The sequence below is a fragment of the Acidovorax sp. Leaf73 genome (assembly GCF_916855635.1).
Taxonomy (GTDB): domain Bacteria; phylum Pseudomonadota; class Gammaproteobacteria; order Burkholderiales; family Burkholderiaceae_C; genus Acidovorax; species Acidovorax facilis.
In genome coordinates, this window is the sequence record NZ_CAKASI010000004.1 from 321,419 (window position 1) to 337,737 (window position 16,319).

Below are 16,319 nucleotides of genomic sequence, written 5' to 3' on the forward strand. Positions count from 1 at the left end.
GTACCTACAGCAGCGCAACTTGCTGCTGTCCTATCAACCCACAGACCAGAGAGAAACGCCATGACCGTCCACACGTCCCCCATCTCCCGCCTGCTGCCCCTGACGGGTGCCATTGCCGCCGCCGTGCTGCTGAGCGCCTGCGGTTCGATGATGTCGTCGCCTTCCAAATCCATGTATTCGCAGGACAGCCTGCCCGACAGCATCAAGGTGCCGGCTGGCAACAAGGTGGCGATGGAAACCGTGGGCGTGGGCGAGATCACCTACGAATGCCGCGACAAGGCCAACATGCCCGGCCAGACCGAATGGGTGTTCGTGGGCCCCAAGGCCGTGCTGAATGACCGCAGCGGCAAACAAGTGGGCACCTACTACGGCCCGCCGGCCACCTGGGAGTCGAGCGATGGGTCCAAGCTGACAGCCACCCAGCTAGCCGTGGCGCCCTCGGGCACGGGTAACCTGCCCTACCAGCTCGTCAAGGCCAACCCCGCCATGGGTTCGGGCGCCATGACCGGCGTGACCTTCATCCAGCGCGTGGCCCTCAAGGGCGGCGTGGCACCCGCTGCTGCCTGCACCACCGCCAACAAGGGCGAGCGTCAGATCGTGAAGTACCAGGCCGACTACATCTTCTGGAAGGCCGCGTAAACCACGCACACGCAATCCCCTGCCCAGCGGGGGCTACCGCCAGGCGGTGGCGGGTTTGCGGCTACGATGCGCCCACTCTTTAGACGAGGCCCCGCTGCCTGCACACCGTGCCCGACACCCCTGGCGATTTTGACTACGAAGCCGCTCTGGCCGCCTGCGCAGCGGGCGACCGGCAGGCCATGCACCGCCTGTACCAACAGGAGGGCGCGCGGCTACTGGGCGTTGCGCTGCGCATCGTGCGCCAGCGGGCCCTGGCCGAGGACATCGTGCACGATGCCTGCGTGAACATCTGGACCCGCGCCGCCAGCTACGACCCGCGCCGGGGCAGCGCACGCGGCTGGATCTACAGCGTGGTGCGCAACCTGGCCCTGAACGCCGTTCGCGACGCGGGCCGCCACGTTGATGTGGACGACACCACCACCCAAGCCCTGGAGGCCGACATGTCTGTGCAGGCCCACCATGAGGTCGAGGAAACCTTTGCGCTGAACGCCAGCCTGGGCCGCCTGCAGCATTGCCTGGAGGCCCTGGACCCCGCGCGCCGCAACTGCGTGCTGCACGCCTATGTGGACGGCTGCTCGCACGGAGAAATTGCGGAGCGCCTCGGCGCGCCGCTGGGCACCGTCAAGGCGTGGATCCGGCGCAGCCTGGTTTCGCTGCGGGAGTGCATGGCATGACCGACGTGCGCAACACACCGTCCACCCCCTCGCCGGAAGACCTGAGCGTGCTGGCCGGCGAGTACGTGCTGGGCACCCTGCCCGCTGCCGAACGCCAGGGTGTGCAGCAACGCCTGCCTGGTGACAAGGCACTGCAACAGGCGGTTGCCGAATGGGAAGCCCGCCTGCTGCCGCTGACCCAGCTGGCAGAGCCCATCGCGCCGCCCGCTGCCTTGTGGGCGCGCATCGACGAGTCGCTGCGAGCGGCGAGCCCTCAACAGACTGCGACACCCGTTGCACCGCCCCGCGCAGAAACAAAACGCAAACCGTCCGTGCGCTGGTGGGACCACCTGGGCCTGTGGCGGGCCCTCGCCGGCTCGGGCTTTGCCATGGCGGCGGTGCTCGCGGCAGTGCTCGTCACCCGCACCGCCCCAGTGGCCGCGCCGCCGCAGTTCATGGTGGTGCTGGTCGCACCGCATGACAAGGCCCCAGGCTGGGTGGTGCAGGCCAGCTCGCCCCGGCAGATCAGCCTGATTCCGCTGGGTATGGCCGAAGTACCGGCCGACAAGGCCCTGGAGTTCTGGACCAAGGCCGACGGCTGGAGCGGCCCCGTATCGCTGGGCCTGGTGCAGCCCGGTCAGCCCCTGCAGATCCCGCTGGACAAGCTGCCGCCGCTGCAGCCCAACCAGTTGTTCGAGCTGACGCTGGAACCGCCCACGGGCTCGCCGATTGGCAAGCCCACGGGGCCCATCCAGTTCATCGGCCGGGCGGTCAAGGTGCTCTGACTGTCTTCGTTACCCCACTCGGCGCAATGCATAGGCCCACGCCGGTGTAACGAGCACGGCCTATACCAGCGACCGCCGCGCAAGGGCCGCCAAGCCGCACAGGCGGCGCTTCGCTGGCGGGCGCTGGCGGTGTCCCCCTTCCCGAATTGCGCAGCAATTCGAGAGAAAGGGGGAAGGCGCGAAGCGACTCAGGGGGTTAGTACTGTTTATACGGCAGGAACTTGCCGGACAGGACCACGTTGACACGGTCGCCATTGGGGTTGGCTTCGCGCTGGATGTCCATGCTGAAGTCGATGGCGCTCATGATGCCGTCGCCAAACTCTTCGTGGATCAGCTCCTTGATGGTGGTGCCGTACACACTCACCACCTCGTACCAGCGGTAGATCAGCGGATCGGTGGGCACGGGCGTGGGCAGCGAGCCCTTGTAGGGCACCACCTGCAGCCACTTCTGCTCTTCGGCCGTGAGGCCGAAGATCTTGCCCACGATCTTGGCCTGCTCGGGCGTGGCCGTCATCTGGCCCAGGCACAGGGCCGTGGTCCATTCCTTGGACTGGCCGACCTTCTTGGCAATGGCCTCCCATTGCAGGCCCTTGGCGACCTTGGTGCTGATGATCTTTTCGGTAACGTCGTTGCGGTTCATGGTGATGGCTCCTTCGGTGGGATGGGTTTTGGAACAGGGAACAGGAACTTCAGGGTGCAGCACTCCCTGCCCCCCCAAGGGGCAACACGACAGTGCTGGGTTATTCAGGAAATCAGTGGGCTTTGGCTCGGGTGACGAGAAAGTCCACGATGTGGTTGCGCAGCGCGTAGTAGCCGTCCAGGTGGTGCAGGCTGGTGCGCGTACGTTCGCGTGGCAGCGGGTTCACCACCACCTCGGCGATGCCGCCGGGGCGGTAGCCCTCGGGCGTCTCGTTGCCGTTGCTCATGAGCAGGATGCGGTCGGCCAGCAAGATGGCTTCGTCCACATCGTGCGTGATCATGAAGACCGTCTGCTGCGTCTGGCGCACGATGGCCATCAGCTCGTCCTGGATGGTGCCGCGCGTGAGCGCATCGAGTGCGCCGAAGGGTTCATCCAGCAGCAGCATCTTGGGCTGGATGGAGAACGCGCGCGCAATGCCCACGCGCTGCTTCATGCCACCTGAGAGCTGCGAAGGCTTCTTGTCAATGGCAGGGCTCAGGCCCACCAGCGCCACGAACTTCTCCACATGCACATCCACCTGGCCCTTCTTCCAGTCGGGCCAGCGCGACTTCACGGCGAACGCGATGTTCTGGCGCACCGTCAGCCAGGGCATGAGCGCGTGGCTCTGGAACACCACGCCCCGGTCCAGACTGGGGCCGGCCACTTCGCGCCCGTCCATGATGACGGTGCCCGAGGTGGCGGTGTCGAGCCCCGCCAGCACGTTCAGGATGGTGGTCTTGCCGCAGCCCGAGTGGCCGATGATGCAGACGAATTCGCCCTTATCGAGCGTGAACGACACATCGGCAAACACGGGCTTGGCGGGCACAAAGGCTTTGCTCAGCCGGTCGATCTGGAGGAAGCCTTGGGTCACAGCAGAGGCCTTTCGTTGCGAGGCGTCAGTGGCAAGAGGGGCTGGAACAGCCGGGCGCTGGGCGACATCACTCCACATAGGTCACCACCTTCTGCAGCTGGCCGAAGGCCAGGTCGAGCAACATGCCCACCACGCCAATCACCAGGATGGCAAAGATCACGTTGGTGAGCGACAGGTTGTTCCACTCGTTCCACACGAAGTAGCCAATCCCCGTGCCGCCCACCAGCATCTCGGCCGCCACGATCACCAGCCAGGCGATGCCCATGCTGATGCGCATGCCCGTGAGGATGGTGGGCGCTGCGGCGGGCAAGATCACCAGGAAGGCCTTGCGCAGCGGGTTGACCTGCAGCGTGGCCGACACGTTGAGCCACTCGCGCTTGACCGATGCCACGCCAAACGCCGTGTTCACCAGCATGGGCCACACCGAGCAGATGAAGATCACGAAGATGCCCGAGATCGATGAGTCCTTGATGGTGTAGAGCGCAAGCGGCATCCACGCCAGCGGGCTGATGGGTTTGAGCACCTGAATGAACGGGTCGAACGCACGGCGCAGCAGCGGCGACATGCCGATGACGAAACCGAGCGGTATCGCCACCAAGCAGGCCAGGCCGAACCCTAGCGCGACCCGGCCCAGCGAATGCGCGAGCTGGATGGCGATGCCCTTGTCGTTGGGGCCGTTGTCATAGAACGGGTTGGACACGTGCCCCCACACGGTACGGCCCATCTCTGCCAGCGAGGGGAAGCCGCTGCCCTTGGAGCTGGCGCCTGGGTCCTTGCCCATCATCTTGGCGTACTCGATCTGCTCGGCGGTCATGCCGGCCGTGCTGTTGCCCACGCCCGAAGAAGCGGTGGCGATGTACCAGATCCCCAGCAGGGCCAGGAAGATGAGCACGGACAACAGGCCCGCGCGCAGGTTGAGGTTCTTGGCGGGAGTCATGTCATGCCGCCTTGCGGATGGGGAAGCTCTTGGCGTACTCGCTCGCCTTGGCGGCATCGAATTCGCGCCCCATGATCTTGAACTTGGGGTACGTGCCTTCGGGCACCTTCTGGTCCAGCGCCTTCATCTGCTTTTTCGCATCGGTGATCAGGAACACCTTTTCGGCAATCTGCTTGTAGTCCACATCGCCCTTGATGTAGCCCCAGCGCTGCATCTGCGTGAGCATCCACACGGCCATGCTCTGCCACGGCATGGGGTCGAAGTCCGCGCGGTCCGGCACGTTCTGGATCTTGCCCAGGCCGTCTGCGAACTTTCCGGTGAGCACCTGGTTGAGCACTGCCTCGGGCTGGTTCAGGTAGGCCTGGGGCGCAATCACCTTGGCGATGAGCTCCCGGTTGGCCGGGTCGCGCGCCATCGCGGCCGAGGTGAGCACCGCGCGGTACAGCGCGGCAAAGGTGTTGGGGTTCTTCTGGATGAACTCGGTGCTGGTGCCGAAGGCGCAACAGGGGTGGCCGTTCCACAGGTCCTTGGTGAGCAGGTGGATGAAGCCGACTTCCTCGAACACGGCACGCTGGTTGAAAGGATCGGGGCCGAGGAAGCCGTCGATGTTGCCCGCACGCAGATTGGCCACCATCTCGGCGGGTGGCACCACGCGCAGCTGCACGTCGGTGTCGGGGTTCAAGCCCGCCTCGGCCAGGTAGTAGCGCAACAGGAAGTTGTGCATGCTGTACTCGAAGGGGATCGCGAACTTGAAGCCCTTCCAGTTCTTGGGATCGCGGTTGTCCTTGTGCTTGAGGCTGAGCGTGATGGCCTGGCCGTTCACGTTCTGGATGGTGGCCACGTTCATCGGCGTGGCGTTGGAGCCCAGGCCCATGGAGATCGCCAGCGGCATGGGGCTCAGGAAGTGCGTGGCGTCGTACTCCTTGTTGATCATCTTGTCGCGGATCAGTGCCCAGCCGGCCGTCTTGGTGACTTCGACGCTCAGGCCCTGCTTGCTGTAGAAGCCCAGCGGGTGGGCCATGATCAGCGGGGTGGCGCAGGTGATCGGGATGAAGCCGATCTTGAGGTTGGTCTTCTCCAGTGCACCCTGTTTCTCTTGCGCCATGGCCTGCATGCTGGCCACGGGCAACACGCTGGCGATGGCCGCCATGGCCGTTCCCTTGCCCACCGCCTTGATGAAGCGGCGGCGCACTGCGTCTTGCGGAAACAGCGCCTTGACCAGCGTGGCTTCGATGAACTCGTTGCTGTAGAGCTCGAACTCACGGGTCTCGCTGCGCTGGCGCAGGGTGGCTGCGGCGGCATCGGCCGACACCTCGGTGTGGTGGTCGGCCACCGTGTGGTCGCGGCCACAGCTGCATTTCAGCATCAACGGGCGGTCGGCATCGTAGGGCGAGAAGAATTCGGACATGGCACACCTCGAAGAAGTTGGTGCCAGGCGTTACGCAAAGCGCGGGCCAGTTTTTGCCGGTGTCGGCCCGCTGTCATGAATTCGTGGGTGTGGCGTCTACAGCGTGTAGGGCCAGCACTACAAATCGGTCGTGCAACGCACCGAATTCACTCTGCCGGTGCGCCACGTGCCAGCAGCGCCAGCTCCACATCGTTGCGCGCGCCGGTCTTTTCGAGGATGCGGGCGCGGTAGGTGCTCACCGTGTTGGGCGCGAGCTTGAGCTGCGCACCAATTTCGCTCACGCTCTGGCCGGCAGTGAGCAGGCGGAACACCTGGTGCTCTCGGAACGAGAGCGCGTCCACCCCCGCAGGCGCGCCCTGCTGCGCTGTGCGCACCACGCCGGTGCGCTCCACCGCGCCCGCCAGCGCCAAGGCCGTGGCCTCGGTCAGATAGCGCCCGCCCGAAGCCACCTTGCGTACGGCGGCCACCATGTCGTCGGGGTCGGCGCTCTTGTGCAGGTAGCCCGCTGCGCCCATTTGAATGCAGCGCACTGCGTATTGCCGCTCGGGGTAGGTGCTGAGCATCAGCACCGGCAGCGCGGGCCAAGCCTTGCGCAGCGCCTGCAGTACTTCGAGGCCGTCCATGCCCGGCATGGCGATGTCCAGCAGCACCAGGTCTACGCCCAGTGCACCCGTAGGTCCTTGCAGCGCGATGACCTGCTCCAGCACCTCGCTGCCTTGGGTGGCTTCTGCCACCACGGTGATCTCGGGCGCGCCATTGGCCGGGTCGCCCAGCACCTGCTTGAGCCCCTCCCGCACGATGCGGTGGTCATCCCCGATCAATACGCGAACCACGGAATTCATGACAGCTCCAGAGGAATCAGCAATTGCAGGCACGAGCCCTGGCCCGGCTCGCTGGTGATGCTCAGTTGCCCCCCCAGCTGCCGCGCCCGCTCGCGCATGCCCATCACGCCATAGGCGGTGGGCGCCTCCAAGGCCTGGCGGGTGGCGCCCACGCCGTTGTCGCGCACGCGCAGTTGCAGCATCTCGTCCTGCACGTCGATGGCAATGTCAATGGCGCTGGCCTGCGCGTGGCGGCCCACATTGCTCAGCATCTCCTGGAAGATGCGGAACACGGCGATGGCGGCGGGCTCGGGCAGGTGGAGGGTGGCGGGCACGTCCATCTGCCACGCCAACTCCAGCTCGGCCGACTGCACAAACTCCTGCGCCTGCCACTCCAGCGCGGCCCAGAGACCCTGGTGGTCCAGGATGCTAGGGCGCAGGTCGGTGATGATGCGGCCTACGTTGTCCACCGCGTTTTCGATCAGGCGGCTCATGTTCTGGCACTTGCAGCGCATCTGGGTGCGCATGTCGCCTGCGGCCTCGGGCGTGCGCTCGCCCTGCTCGCCCAGGCGCTTGTGCAGCCAGTTGACATCCATCTTCAGCACCACCAGCAGGCTGCCCAGCTCGTCGTGCACCTCACGGGCGATGCGGGTGCGCTCGTCCTCGCGCACCTGCTCCGAGTAGGCCGACAGCTCGCGCAGCTGCGCCAGCGCCTGCGACAGCTCCTGGGTGCGCGCGGCCACGCGGCGCTCCAGCTCGTCATTGGCGCGGGCCAAGTCGTCGTGCGCGCGCTGCAGCTCGTCGGCGGCACGCTTGCGGCTGGTGATGTCCACAAAGGCAATGACGGCGCCGTGCACCTGTTCACCTTCGAGGATAGGGTGGCTTGAATACTCCACGGCAAATGCCGAGCCATCGCGGCGCCAAAACACTTCGGTGTCCACACGACAGGGTAGCCCCTGGCGGAACGCATTGAAGATGGGGCAGTCGCTGTCGGCGTAAGGGCTGCCGTCAGGGTGGCTGTGGTGGGTAAGCGCGTGCATGTTGCGCCCCATCACCTCCTCGGCGGCAAAGCCCAGCATCTGCGCGCCCACCCGGTTGATGAACACGCAGTTGCCCGCCAGATCAATGCCAAACACCCCCTCGCCCGTGGACTCCAGCAGCAGCCCCAGGCGGTTCTGCCAGAGGGCACTGGCACCGGCGGGCAGGTTCAGGACGTGGGTGGACATAGGGGTACCCAAGCAATGGCCGTGCCCAGGTGGCGACGATGAACACATCGGGGACTGTGCGCCCGCCCGCCAACATCGCACAATAAGCGGATGCAAACCGCTCACCCGCCCTCTGTGGCCACTGTGGCCCCGCCCCCGCCGTCGGTATGGCGCCCGCCCAGCCTGTCCGTGCGCTGGTGGCCCGTGTTCATGCGCAACCTGCTGGTCTGGCGCAAGCTGGCCATCCCCAGCTTGGTGGGCAACATTGCCGAGCCGCTGATGTGGCTGGTGGCCTTTGGCTACGGCATGGGGGCCCTGGTGGGGCAGGTGAACGTGGGTGGCGCAGCGGGCGACACCAGGGTGCCCTACATCCTGTTCCTGGCCAGTGGCTCCATCTGCATGAGCGCCATGAACGCGGCCAGCTTCGAGGCGCTGTACTCGGCCTTCTCGCGCATGCATGTGCAAAAGACCTGGGACGGCATCATGAACGCGCCCGTGAGCCTGGACGATGTGGTGCTGGCCGAGATGCTGTGGGCCGCGTTCAAGGCGCTGTTCACCGTCACCGCCATCCTGGGCGTCATGCTGGCCCTCTCCATCAGCCACAGCCCCAAGCTGTTGGTGGCCTGGCCGGTGCTGCTGTTCGTGGGGGTGATGTTCTCCAGCATCGCGCTCATCTTCAATGCGCTGGCCAAGGGGTATGACTTTTTTACCTACTACTTCACGCTGGTGCTCACGCCCATGATGTTTCTCTCGGGCGTTTTCTTCCCGCGCGAGCAGTTGCCCCCCATCGTGCGCACCATCTCCGACTGGCTGCCGCTGACCAACGCGGTCGAGCTGGTGCGCCCGCTGTTCATGGACCAGTGGCCCGTCCACCCCCTGCGCCACGGCCTGGTGCTGGTGGTGACCACCGTGGTGGCCTTCTGGGTGGCTCTGGCCCTGACCCGCAAGCGCTTCAAGGCATGACCGCGCTGCTCGGCCCCAGCCATATCGCCATGGTGGCCAAGGGCGTGTCGGCCATCGTGGCGTCACGCGATGCGGCCCTGCGGCCGAGCATCATGCGGGCCGTGGGCAGTCGCATCAGCGGCGATGGGCTGGAGGTCACGGTGTACCTGCGGCGCAGCCAGTCCGAACAGTTGCTGCAGGACATTGCGCACACAGGAGAGATTGCCGTGGTGTTCAGCGTGCCGTCCACCCACCAGACGCTGCAGCTCAAGGCCCGCCGGGCCACGCAGCGCCCGGCCACTGATGGCGACCTGCCGGTGTTGCAGGCCTACCTGCAGTCCATGGTGCAGGAGGTGGGCCGGGTGGGTTATGGGCCGCAGTATGTGGGCGCCATGCTGGCAGCACCGCTGCAGGATGTGGTCGCAGTGACCTTCACCCCCACCAGCGCGTTCGACCAGACCCCAGGCCCGCGCGCGGGCGCGGAGTTGTGTGCGCCGCCCGCACCACCCACACCACCCGTACTGCAGCCATGAGCTCCGCAGCGCCGTCCCTGCACAGCATCCGCCCCTGCCTGGAGGGGGCGATTCCCGCCATCATGGCGACCTGCGACCCTGACGGCACACCCAACGTGGCCTACATCTCGCAGGTGGTCTATGTGGATGCGGCGCACGTGGCGCTGTCGTTCCAGTTCTTTAACAAGACCCGCCAGAACATCCTGCGCAACCCGCGCGCTTCGGTACTGGTGCTGGACCCAGTCACCGCCCATTTCTACCGCCTGCACCTGCTGTACGAACGCACCGAGGACAGCGGGGCGGTGTTCGAGAGCATGCGCGCGCAGCTGGCGGGCATTGCGTCGCATGCGGGCATGGCCGAGGTGTTTGAACTCAAAGGGGCCGACATCTACGCTGTGGAGCGCATCGAATCGGTAGCGGGCGAAGGCCTGCCGGCACCGGCGCCGCGTTCTGGCTTGCTGCACACGCTGCGTCTGTGCAGCGAGAGCATCGCGCGCTGCTCGGGGCTGGATGAATTGCTGCAAGGCGCGCTGCAGGGCCTGCAGGACAAGCTGGGCATCCAGCACGCCATGGTGCTGATGCTGGACGCCAGCGCCCAGCAGCTCTACACGGTGGCCAGCTGCGGCTATGCCACGTCGGGCGTGGGTTCAGAAATCCGGCTGGGCCAGGGAGTGATCGGCATGGCCGCGCGCGAGCGCACGCCGGTGCGCATCAGCCACATGACGCACGCCGCCCTGTACAGCCATGCCATCCGCGAAAGCATGGACGCGCATGCCACACCCGATGCACCCCCGTTGCGCGGCCTGGACATCCCCTACCCCGGCCTGCCAGAGCCGCACAGCCAGGTGGCGGTGCCGCTGCTGTCGGCCGGGCGCCTGCTGGGCGTGCTGTTTGCCGAGAGCCCCGAGGACATGCGCTTTGGCTTCGAGGACGAAGACCTGCTGGTGGCCATTGCGGGCCAGCTGGCCGCCGCCATCGACCTGCTGCAGGCCGCGCCCGATGCGCCCGAGCCGCTGCCTACTCCGACAGCGGCACCGCCGGTGAGCGGCAGCGCGCTGCGGGTGCGCCACTTTGCGGCCAACGACAGCGTGTTCATCAACGACGACTATTTGATCAAGGGCGTGGCGGGCGCCATTGTCTGGAAGTTGCTGCGCGACCACCAGCACACCGGGCGCGTGGACTTCACCAACCGCGAACTGCGGCTGGACCCCGCCCTGCGCCTGCCCGATGTGGCCGACAACCTGGAGGCCCGCCTGCTATTGCTGCAGCGCCGCCTGCAGGAGAACTGCCCGCACATCCACATCGAAAAAACGGGGCGCGGGCGCTTTCGGCTGTGCGTGCTGCGCCCTGTGGTGCTGGAAGACGCTTGAGCCTCAGAAGGTGTGAATGAGTCCGGCGAGCCCGAGCAGGCCGTCAAAACGCGCCCGATCGAGACGCAAAGCGCAGCCATAGCTCGGGCTATGGCGAGCATTGGCAACGACGAACGGGTGTGTTTTGGCGGGATGAGCGGGCATGGCGGGTTCGTTCACACCTTCTCAGTGCACCAGACCCGGCACCACCGGCAGGCCCAGGCTGCGCATCAGCTTGGTCCACTCAGGCTGCGTGAGGTGCGGCTGCACTTGCGCCAGCACCGCTGCCAGCACAGGGGCAGGCGCATGTTGTTTCATGTCCGACAGCATGGCCGTGCGCTCGGCGGGTGACATGTAGGGCACCATCCAGCGGGCCACCACCATCATTTCGTGCGGCGGGATCGAGGCCACCAGCGCGTCGTGCACGCCCGCCAGTTCTGCGTCGGTGTAGCACTGCCAGAGTACGCGGTTGTGCGCAGTCTCTTCCTCTTGCATGTGCTCGAAGTTGTGCGCCACAAACAGCGCCAGCTGGCGGTACAGGGCCTGGGTGGCGGCGGGGCGTGCGGGCTTGGCACAGGCCATCAGGTGGTTCACCCCGTCTGCCAGGGCCGTGATGGCCTGTTCGTGCTCCACATGTTCACCGGCAATGCTCTGGCTGGATCCGGGCTGGCGCGCCTCCATGGCGGCGTGCACGAACTGGTTCTCATGGTGCAGGTGGGCGCGGCACAGGTCCAGCAGCTGCATCACGCGGTCGCAGGTGTGGGCAAACTCCAGGTCGTCCTCGACATCCATGCGGCCCAGGCCCAGCAGCGTGTCGGCCATGAAGGCGCGCAGCGCCTTGTGGATGCTGGCGTACATGTCCATGCGGGGGGCGGCGGGCTGGGCTTGTGTCAGTGCGGCAATTTCGCGGGCATCAATCTTCATCACGTTCTTTCATGGCCTCGTTGGGCTCTTTCAGCGCCTTTTTTTGGGCGCCGGGCCGGGTGCACCATGCACCCGCTTCCATGCCATGAAGTCTAGAAATTCGCCGCGTTTTTGCCTGTTAAAAACTCCTTAAACAGACCCTTTGAAAACCTTAAAAATCGCGTTCCGCGCGCCAAACGTGAAATCGTTCACGGCGCGGCGCGCAGCAGGTCCACCGCTTTTTCAGCAATCATCACCGTGGGCGCATTGGTGTTGCCGCTCACTATGCGCGGCATGATGGACGCGTCCACCACACGCAGGCCCGCGAGGCCATGCACACGCAGTTCGGCATCCACCACATCCAGCGGCCCGGGCCCCATGCGGCAGGTGCCCACGGGGTGGTAGATGGTGTCGGCGTACTGGCGGATGAACTGCTCGATCTCGGCATCGCTGCGCGCACTGGCCGAGGCCGCCAGCTCCTTGGCGCCGAACTTCGCGAGCGCCGGTTGCATGAGGATCTCCCGCGTGCGTTTGAAGCCACGCACCATGCGCGCCATGTCATCGGGATCGGCCAGGAAGTTCGGGTCCACCAAAGGCAAGGCCATGGGGTCGCGGCTGGCCAGCGTGACCGCGCCCCGGCTCTTGGGCTGCAGCAGGCACACGTGGGCCGAGTAGCCATGGCCGAACACGGTCTTGCGCCCGTGGTCCACCAGCTTGCCGATCACAAAGTGCAGCTGCAGGTCGGGCGCTGGCTCGGATGGGTCGCTCTTGATGAAGCCCCCCGCCTCGGCAAAGTTCGTGGTCAACATGCCCGTGCGGTGCTTGCGCCATTCGGCAATGCCGCGCAGCGTCTGCGCCATGCCCGACAGTGACAGGCCGAACAGGTCCTTGAGCTCGGGTGCGTCCAGCACCTGCACCACGTCGGGGTGGTCGTGCAGGTGCTGGCCCACGCCCGGCAGGTCGTGCAGCACCGGGATGCCTTGTTGCTGCAAGTGTGCCGCGGGCCCCACGCCCGACAGCATCAGCAGCTGCGGCGACAGCAGCGCGCCCGCACTCAGCAGCACCTCGCGCCCGGCGCGGACCTGCTGGATCGCGCCACCCTGGCGGTATTCCACACCCACGGCGCGCGTGCCCTCGAACAGGATGCGCGTGGCATGCGCACCGGTGATGACCTGCAGGTTGGGCCGCGCCAGGTGCGGCGTGAGGTAGCCCTTGGCTGCGCTGTGGCGCTCGCCGTTCTTGTGCGTGACCTGGTACAGGCCCACGCCTTCCTGCGTGGCGCCATTGAAGTCGGTGTTGTGCGGGTGCCCGGCCTGCACACCTGCGTCGGTGAAATATTGGCTGAACCGGTTGGGTGCACGCAGGTCTGCCACGTTGAAGGGGCCGCCCTGGCCATGCCAAGCGTTGGCGCCGCGTTCGTTGTTCTCGGCACGCACAAAGTAAGGCTTCACATCCTCCCAGCCCCAGCCCGGGTTGCCCTGCGCGGCCCAGTGGTCGTAGTCGGCGTGCTGGCCCCGGATGTAGACCATGGCGTTGATGGAGCTGGAGCCCCCCAGTACCTTGCCGCGTGGCTGGTAGCCGCGCCGGTTATTCAGCGCGGCCTGCGGCGTGGTGTTGAAGCCCCAGCCATTCAGTTCGAACTTGGCCATCACGGCCAGCCCGGCGGGGCAGTGGATGAGCACGCTGTTGTCGGCGGGGCCCGCCTCCAGCAGGCACACGCGCACGGAGGGGTCTTCGGTCAGACGGCCAGCCAGCACGGAGCCCGCCGAGCCGCCGCCGATCACGATGTAGTCGAACATGTTGTTGTGTCTCCTCCGCCATGCTGCGCAGCGGCTTGTTGGTTCAGGTTTGACGCACGATAACCGAACGGTCGTGCGATTCGCCTTACCATTCCGTTCATCCGTTTCACTTTGAAGAGGGCTCTCTATATGACGATTCAGACCGTAGGCATCATCGGCGCAGGCACCATGGGCAACGGCATTGCACAGGCCTGTGCGGTGTCGGGCATCAACGTGGTGATGGTTGATATCTCCGATGCTGCAGTGCAAAAAGGCCGGGCCACCGTGGCCGGCAGCCTGGACCGCCTGATCAAGAAGGAAAAGATCAGCGAAGCCGACAAGGCGTCGGCCCTGGCGCGCATCCAAACCTCCACCAGCTACGACGACCTCAAGGCCGCGCAATTGGTGATCGAGGCCGCCACCGAAAACTACGAGCTCAAGCTCAAGATCCTCAAGCAGGTGGACGCCATCGTGGCGCCCGAGGTGCTTATCGCTTCGAACACCTCGTCCATCTCCATCACCAAGCTGGCGGCCGCCACCAGCCGCGCCGACAAGTTCATCGGCATGCACTTCTTCAACCCCGTGCCCATGATGGCGCTGGTGGAGATCATCCGCGGCCTGCAGACCAGCGACGCCACGCACGACGCCGTGAAGGCCCTGGCCGAGGCCCTGGGCAAGAGCCCCATCACCGTGAAGAACGCGCCCGGCTTCGTGGTCAACCGCATCCTGGTGCCCATGATCAACGAGGCCTTCTTCGTGCTGGCCGAGGGCCTGGCCACGCCCGAGGACATCGACGCGGGCATGAAGCTGGGTTGTAACCAGCCCATCGGCCCGCTGGCGCTGGCGGACATGATTGGCCTGGATGTGTGCCTGGCCGTGATGGATGTGTACCTCACCGAGTTTGGCGACAGCAAGTACCGCCCCTGTCCGCTGCTCAAGGAAATGGTGGCTGCGGGCCGCCTGGGCCGCAAGACGGGCCAAGGTGTGTATAGCTATTGATCCCCCCTGAGGCGCTTCGCGCCTTCCCCCCGAGGGGGACGCCCCCAGCGCGGCGGGGCGGCCCTTGCGCGGGGGCACTGGTAAGACGCCGCGCCGGTTTTTGAAGCCGCGGCCGCATGGGAGCCCTGCGCACATGCGTTGTCCCCCTGGGGACGGCGCAGTGAGCGCACCGGGTTTTCAATCGTGGAAACGAAAAGGAGACCCGGTCATGTCAGAAGCCAACATCACCATTCCATCCAGCACCACGCCCCCGCCCGAGGGCTGCATTGACACCCTCGTGCTCGGCCACGTGCTGCTGATCGGCATCAACCGCCCGGCCAAGCGCAACGGCTGGACGCCGCCCATGTTCCGTCAGCTGGCCGAGGCTTACACCCGCCTCGACGATGACCCCGAGTTGCGCGTCGGTGTGCTGCATGCCATGGGCGACCACTTCACGGCCGGACTGGACCTGCCCGCCGTGAGCGCCTACATGCAGCGCGGCGAAAAAGCCATCCCCGAAGGCCTGGTGGAGCCGCACGACTACGGCCTGCCCGGCTACCGGCGCCGCACCAAGCCCATGGTGGTGGCGGTCAAGGGCATCTGCTTCACCGTGGGCATCGAGCTGATGCTGGGTGCCGACATCGTGGTGGCTGCCGACAACTGCCGCTTCTCGCAGATGGAGGTGCAGCGCGGCATCATGGCCACGGGCGGCGCCACGCTGCGCATGGCCGAGCGCGCGGGCACGGGCAATGCGCTGCTGCACCTGCTGACGGCCGACGAGTTCGGCAGCGCCGAGGCGTACCGCCTGAACTTTGTGCAGAAAGTCATGCCGGCTGGCCAGGAGCTGGATGAGGCATTGGCGATTGCCCAGCGCATTGCCGCCCAGGCGCCGCGCGCGGTGGTCGCCACGCGCCTGAATGTGCTCAAGGCCATCGAGCAAGGCCAGGCGGCTGCGGTGGCGGACTTCATCCCCGTGCAGAAAGCTCTGGCCAACAGCGAGGACGCCGCCGAAGGCGTGCGCGCGTTTATCGAGCGCCGGCCCGCGCAGTTCAGCGGACGCTGAGGTCCTGGTGGTGCGTCGCCGCCAGAGCCACCACGCGCCAGATTTCAAGCCAAATCGACCGCTAGCGCAGATAAATCATGCGCTAGCAGCTTCACTATTGATAGCACCCCCTGAGGGCGGCGTGGACGCGGCACCCCCGCATGCGCCAGCGGAGCGCGCGAATAGCACCGATGGCGCGGCGCCGCTCCCCCACCGACACAATCCCATCCATTAACAAAGTTTTTCACAATTCAATTGCACACAATTGAATTCACGCTCACAATTCACCCCATGCCCAGCCACAGCACACCCCACACTCCCAGCCCCGCCATCCTGCGGCTGGACAACCAGGTCTGCTTTGCGCTGTATTCCGCCTCGCTGGCGATGACCAAGCTGTACAAACCGCTGCTCGACCAGATCGGCCTGACCTACCCGCAGTACCTCGTGATGTTGGTGCTGTGGGAACAGGACGGCGTGACGGTGTCCGAGCTGGGCGAGCGCCTGTTTCTCGACTCCGGCACGCTCACGCCGCTGCTCAAGCGCCTGGAGGCGCAGGGCCACATTGCCCGGCTGCGCGATGTGCAGGACGAGCGCCGCGTGCGCATCACCCTCACGTCGCAAGGCCGCGCACTGCGCGACCAGGCCGAGGCCATCCCGCCCTGTGTGCTGCAAAGCAGCCAGTGCTCGATTGCCGAGCTGACGGCCCTGACCACCGAACTCAAGCAACTGCGGGACCGGCTCAGCGAGCAACGCTGACGGCCTACAGACAACGCAAGAACCGATTCCCTCCACCGCCCGCCAGTGGGCAACAACCGCA

Annotated in this window: 18 protein-coding genes; 9 read left to right on the plus strand and 9 right to left on the minus strand. The window is 66.0% G+C overall.

The genetic code is table 11. The features are described from left to right. The first annotated feature begins 60 nt into the window (after nt 1-60). The 3 genes from LPA35_RS14730 (at nt 61) to LPA35_RS14740 (ending at nt 2,077) form a co-directional block, all read left to right on the plus strand. On the plus strand, nt 61-639 hold the full coding sequence (locus LPA35_RS14730; RefSeq protein ID WP_116748784.1) for a DUF3455 domain-containing protein: 579 nt from the start codon (nt 61-63) through the stop codon (nt 637-639). A gap of 107 nt (nt 640-746) precedes the next feature. Continuing rightward, nucleotides 747-1,313, plus strand: a complete 567-nt coding sequence (locus LPA35_RS14735; protein WP_055396332.1) for a sigma-70 family RNA polymerase sigma factor — start codon at nt 747-749, stop codon at nt 1,311-1,313. Further along, nucleotides 1,310-2,077 (plus strand): anti-sigma factor domain-containing protein, encoded by a 768-nt coding sequence (locus LPA35_RS14740; protein WP_228897487.1) that lies wholly within the window; start codon nt 1,310-1,312, stop codon nt 2,075-2,077. Before LPA35_RS14735 ends, LPA35_RS14740 begins: the two co-directional genes overlap by 4 nt. Before the next feature lie 196 nt (nt 2,078-2,273). On the opposite strand, the gene cynS is transcribed toward LPA35_RS14740, so the two are convergent. From cynS to LPA35_RS14770, 6 genes are all read right to left on the minus strand, one after another. Beyond that, nucleotides 2,274-2,717, minus strand: coding sequence for a cyanase (gene cynS / locus LPA35_RS14745; RefSeq protein WP_008905293.1), 444 nt, complete (start codon nt 2,715-2,717; stop codon nt 2,274-2,276). 112 nt (nt 2,718-2,829) lie between these two features. Further along, nucleotides 2,830-3,705, minus strand: coding sequence for an ABC transporter ATP-binding protein (locus LPA35_RS14750; RefSeq protein ID WP_228897488.1), 876 nt, complete (start codon nt 3,703-3,705; stop codon nt 2,830-2,832). Continuing rightward, the gene (gene ntrB / locus LPA35_RS14755) at nt 3,695-4,564 is read right to left on the minus strand and encodes a nitrate ABC transporter permease (protein ID WP_228897489.1); all 870 of its coding nucleotides are present in this window, start codon (nt 4,562-4,564) and stop codon (nt 3,695-3,697) included. Before ntrB ends, LPA35_RS14750 begins: the two co-directional genes overlap by 11 nt. Before the next feature lies 1 nt (nt 4,565). Next, the gene (locus LPA35_RS14760) at nt 4,566-5,972 is read right to left on the minus strand and encodes a CmpA/NrtA family ABC transporter substrate-binding protein (RefSeq protein WP_228897490.1); all 1,407 of its coding nucleotides are present in this window, start codon (nt 5,970-5,972) and stop codon (nt 4,566-4,568) included. A gap of 146 nt (nt 5,973-6,118) precedes the next feature. Beyond that, nucleotides 6,119-6,814 carry a response regulator transcription factor gene (locus LPA35_RS14765; RefSeq protein WP_228897491.1) on the minus strand — a complete coding sequence of 232 codons (696 nt, stop codon included), beginning with the start codon at nt 6,812-6,814 and terminating at the stop codon, nt 6,119-6,121. Then, nucleotides 6,811-8,019 (minus strand): PAS domain-containing sensor histidine kinase, encoded by a 1,209-nt coding sequence (locus LPA35_RS14770; protein ID WP_228897492.1) that lies wholly within the window; start codon nt 8,017-8,019, stop codon nt 6,811-6,813. The genes LPA35_RS14765 and LPA35_RS14770 overlap by 4 nt, the downstream gene beginning before the upstream one ends. 90 nt (nt 8,020-8,109) lie before the next feature. On the opposite strand from LPA35_RS14770, the gene LPA35_RS14775 reads away from it, so the two are divergent. From LPA35_RS14775 to LPA35_RS14785, 3 genes are read left to right on the plus strand one after another with little or no spacing between them, the layout of a single operon-like run. Beyond that, the gene (locus tag LPA35_RS14775; protein ID WP_228897493.1) at nt 8,110-8,961 is read left to right on the plus strand and encodes an ABC transporter permease; all 852 of its coding nucleotides are present in this window, start codon (nt 8,110-8,112) and stop codon (nt 8,959-8,961) included. Next, nucleotides 8,958-9,473, plus strand: a complete 516-nt coding sequence (locus LPA35_RS14780; protein ID WP_228897494.1) for a hypothetical protein — start codon at nt 8,958-8,960, stop codon at nt 9,471-9,473. The genes LPA35_RS14775 and LPA35_RS14780 overlap by 4 nt, the downstream gene beginning before the upstream one ends. After that, nucleotides 9,470-10,822 carry a GAF domain-containing protein gene (locus LPA35_RS14785; protein ID WP_228897495.1) on the plus strand — a complete coding sequence of 451 codons (1,353 nt, stop codon included), beginning with the start codon at nt 9,470-9,472 and terminating at the stop codon, nt 10,820-10,822. The genes LPA35_RS14780 and LPA35_RS14785 overlap by 4 nt, the downstream gene beginning before the upstream one ends. 3 nt (nt 10,823-10,825) lie before the next feature. Here the strand turns inward: LPA35_RS14785 and LPA35_RS14790 are convergent, their stop codons facing one another. From LPA35_RS14790 to LPA35_RS14800, 3 genes are all read right to left on the minus strand, one after another. After that, nucleotides 10,826-10,981, minus strand: a complete 156-nt coding sequence (locus tag LPA35_RS14790; protein ID WP_156379448.1) for a hypothetical protein — start codon at nt 10,979-10,981, stop codon at nt 10,826-10,828. 6 nt (nt 10,982-10,987) lie between these two features. Continuing rightward, a complete protein-coding gene (locus LPA35_RS14795) occupies nt 10,988-11,725 on the minus strand; it encodes a hypothetical protein (RefSeq protein WP_228897496.1) in 738 nt (245 codons plus the stop codon). Nucleotides 11,726-11,913: 188 nt separating this feature from the next. Next, entirely contained in the window at nt 11,914-13,503 is a 1,590-nt protein-coding gene (locus LPA35_RS14800; RefSeq protein ID WP_228897497.1) for a GMC family oxidoreductase, read from the minus strand. A gap of 129 nt (nt 13,504-13,632) precedes the next feature. Here LPA35_RS14800 and LPA35_RS14805 point away from each other — a divergent pair, with 129 nt between their 5' ends. The 3 genes from LPA35_RS14805 (at nt 13,633) to LPA35_RS14815 (ending at nt 16,258) form a co-directional block, all read left to right on the plus strand. Continuing rightward, nucleotides 13,633-14,481 carry a 3-hydroxybutyryl-CoA dehydrogenase gene (locus tag LPA35_RS14805; protein ID WP_228897498.1) on the plus strand — a complete coding sequence of 283 codons (849 nt, stop codon included), beginning with the start codon at nt 13,633-13,635 and terminating at the stop codon, nt 14,479-14,481. A 208-nt stretch (nt 14,482-14,689) separates the two neighbouring features. Beyond that, entirely contained in the window at nt 14,690-15,523 is an 834-nt protein-coding gene (locus tag LPA35_RS14810; protein WP_228897499.1) for a crotonase/enoyl-CoA hydratase family protein, read from the plus strand. 270 nt (nt 15,524-15,793) lie between these two features. Then, entirely contained in the window at nt 15,794-16,258 is a 465-nt protein-coding gene (locus LPA35_RS14815; protein WP_121422134.1) for a MarR family winged helix-turn-helix transcriptional regulator, read from the plus strand. Nucleotides 16,259-16,319: the final 61 nt, after the last annotated feature.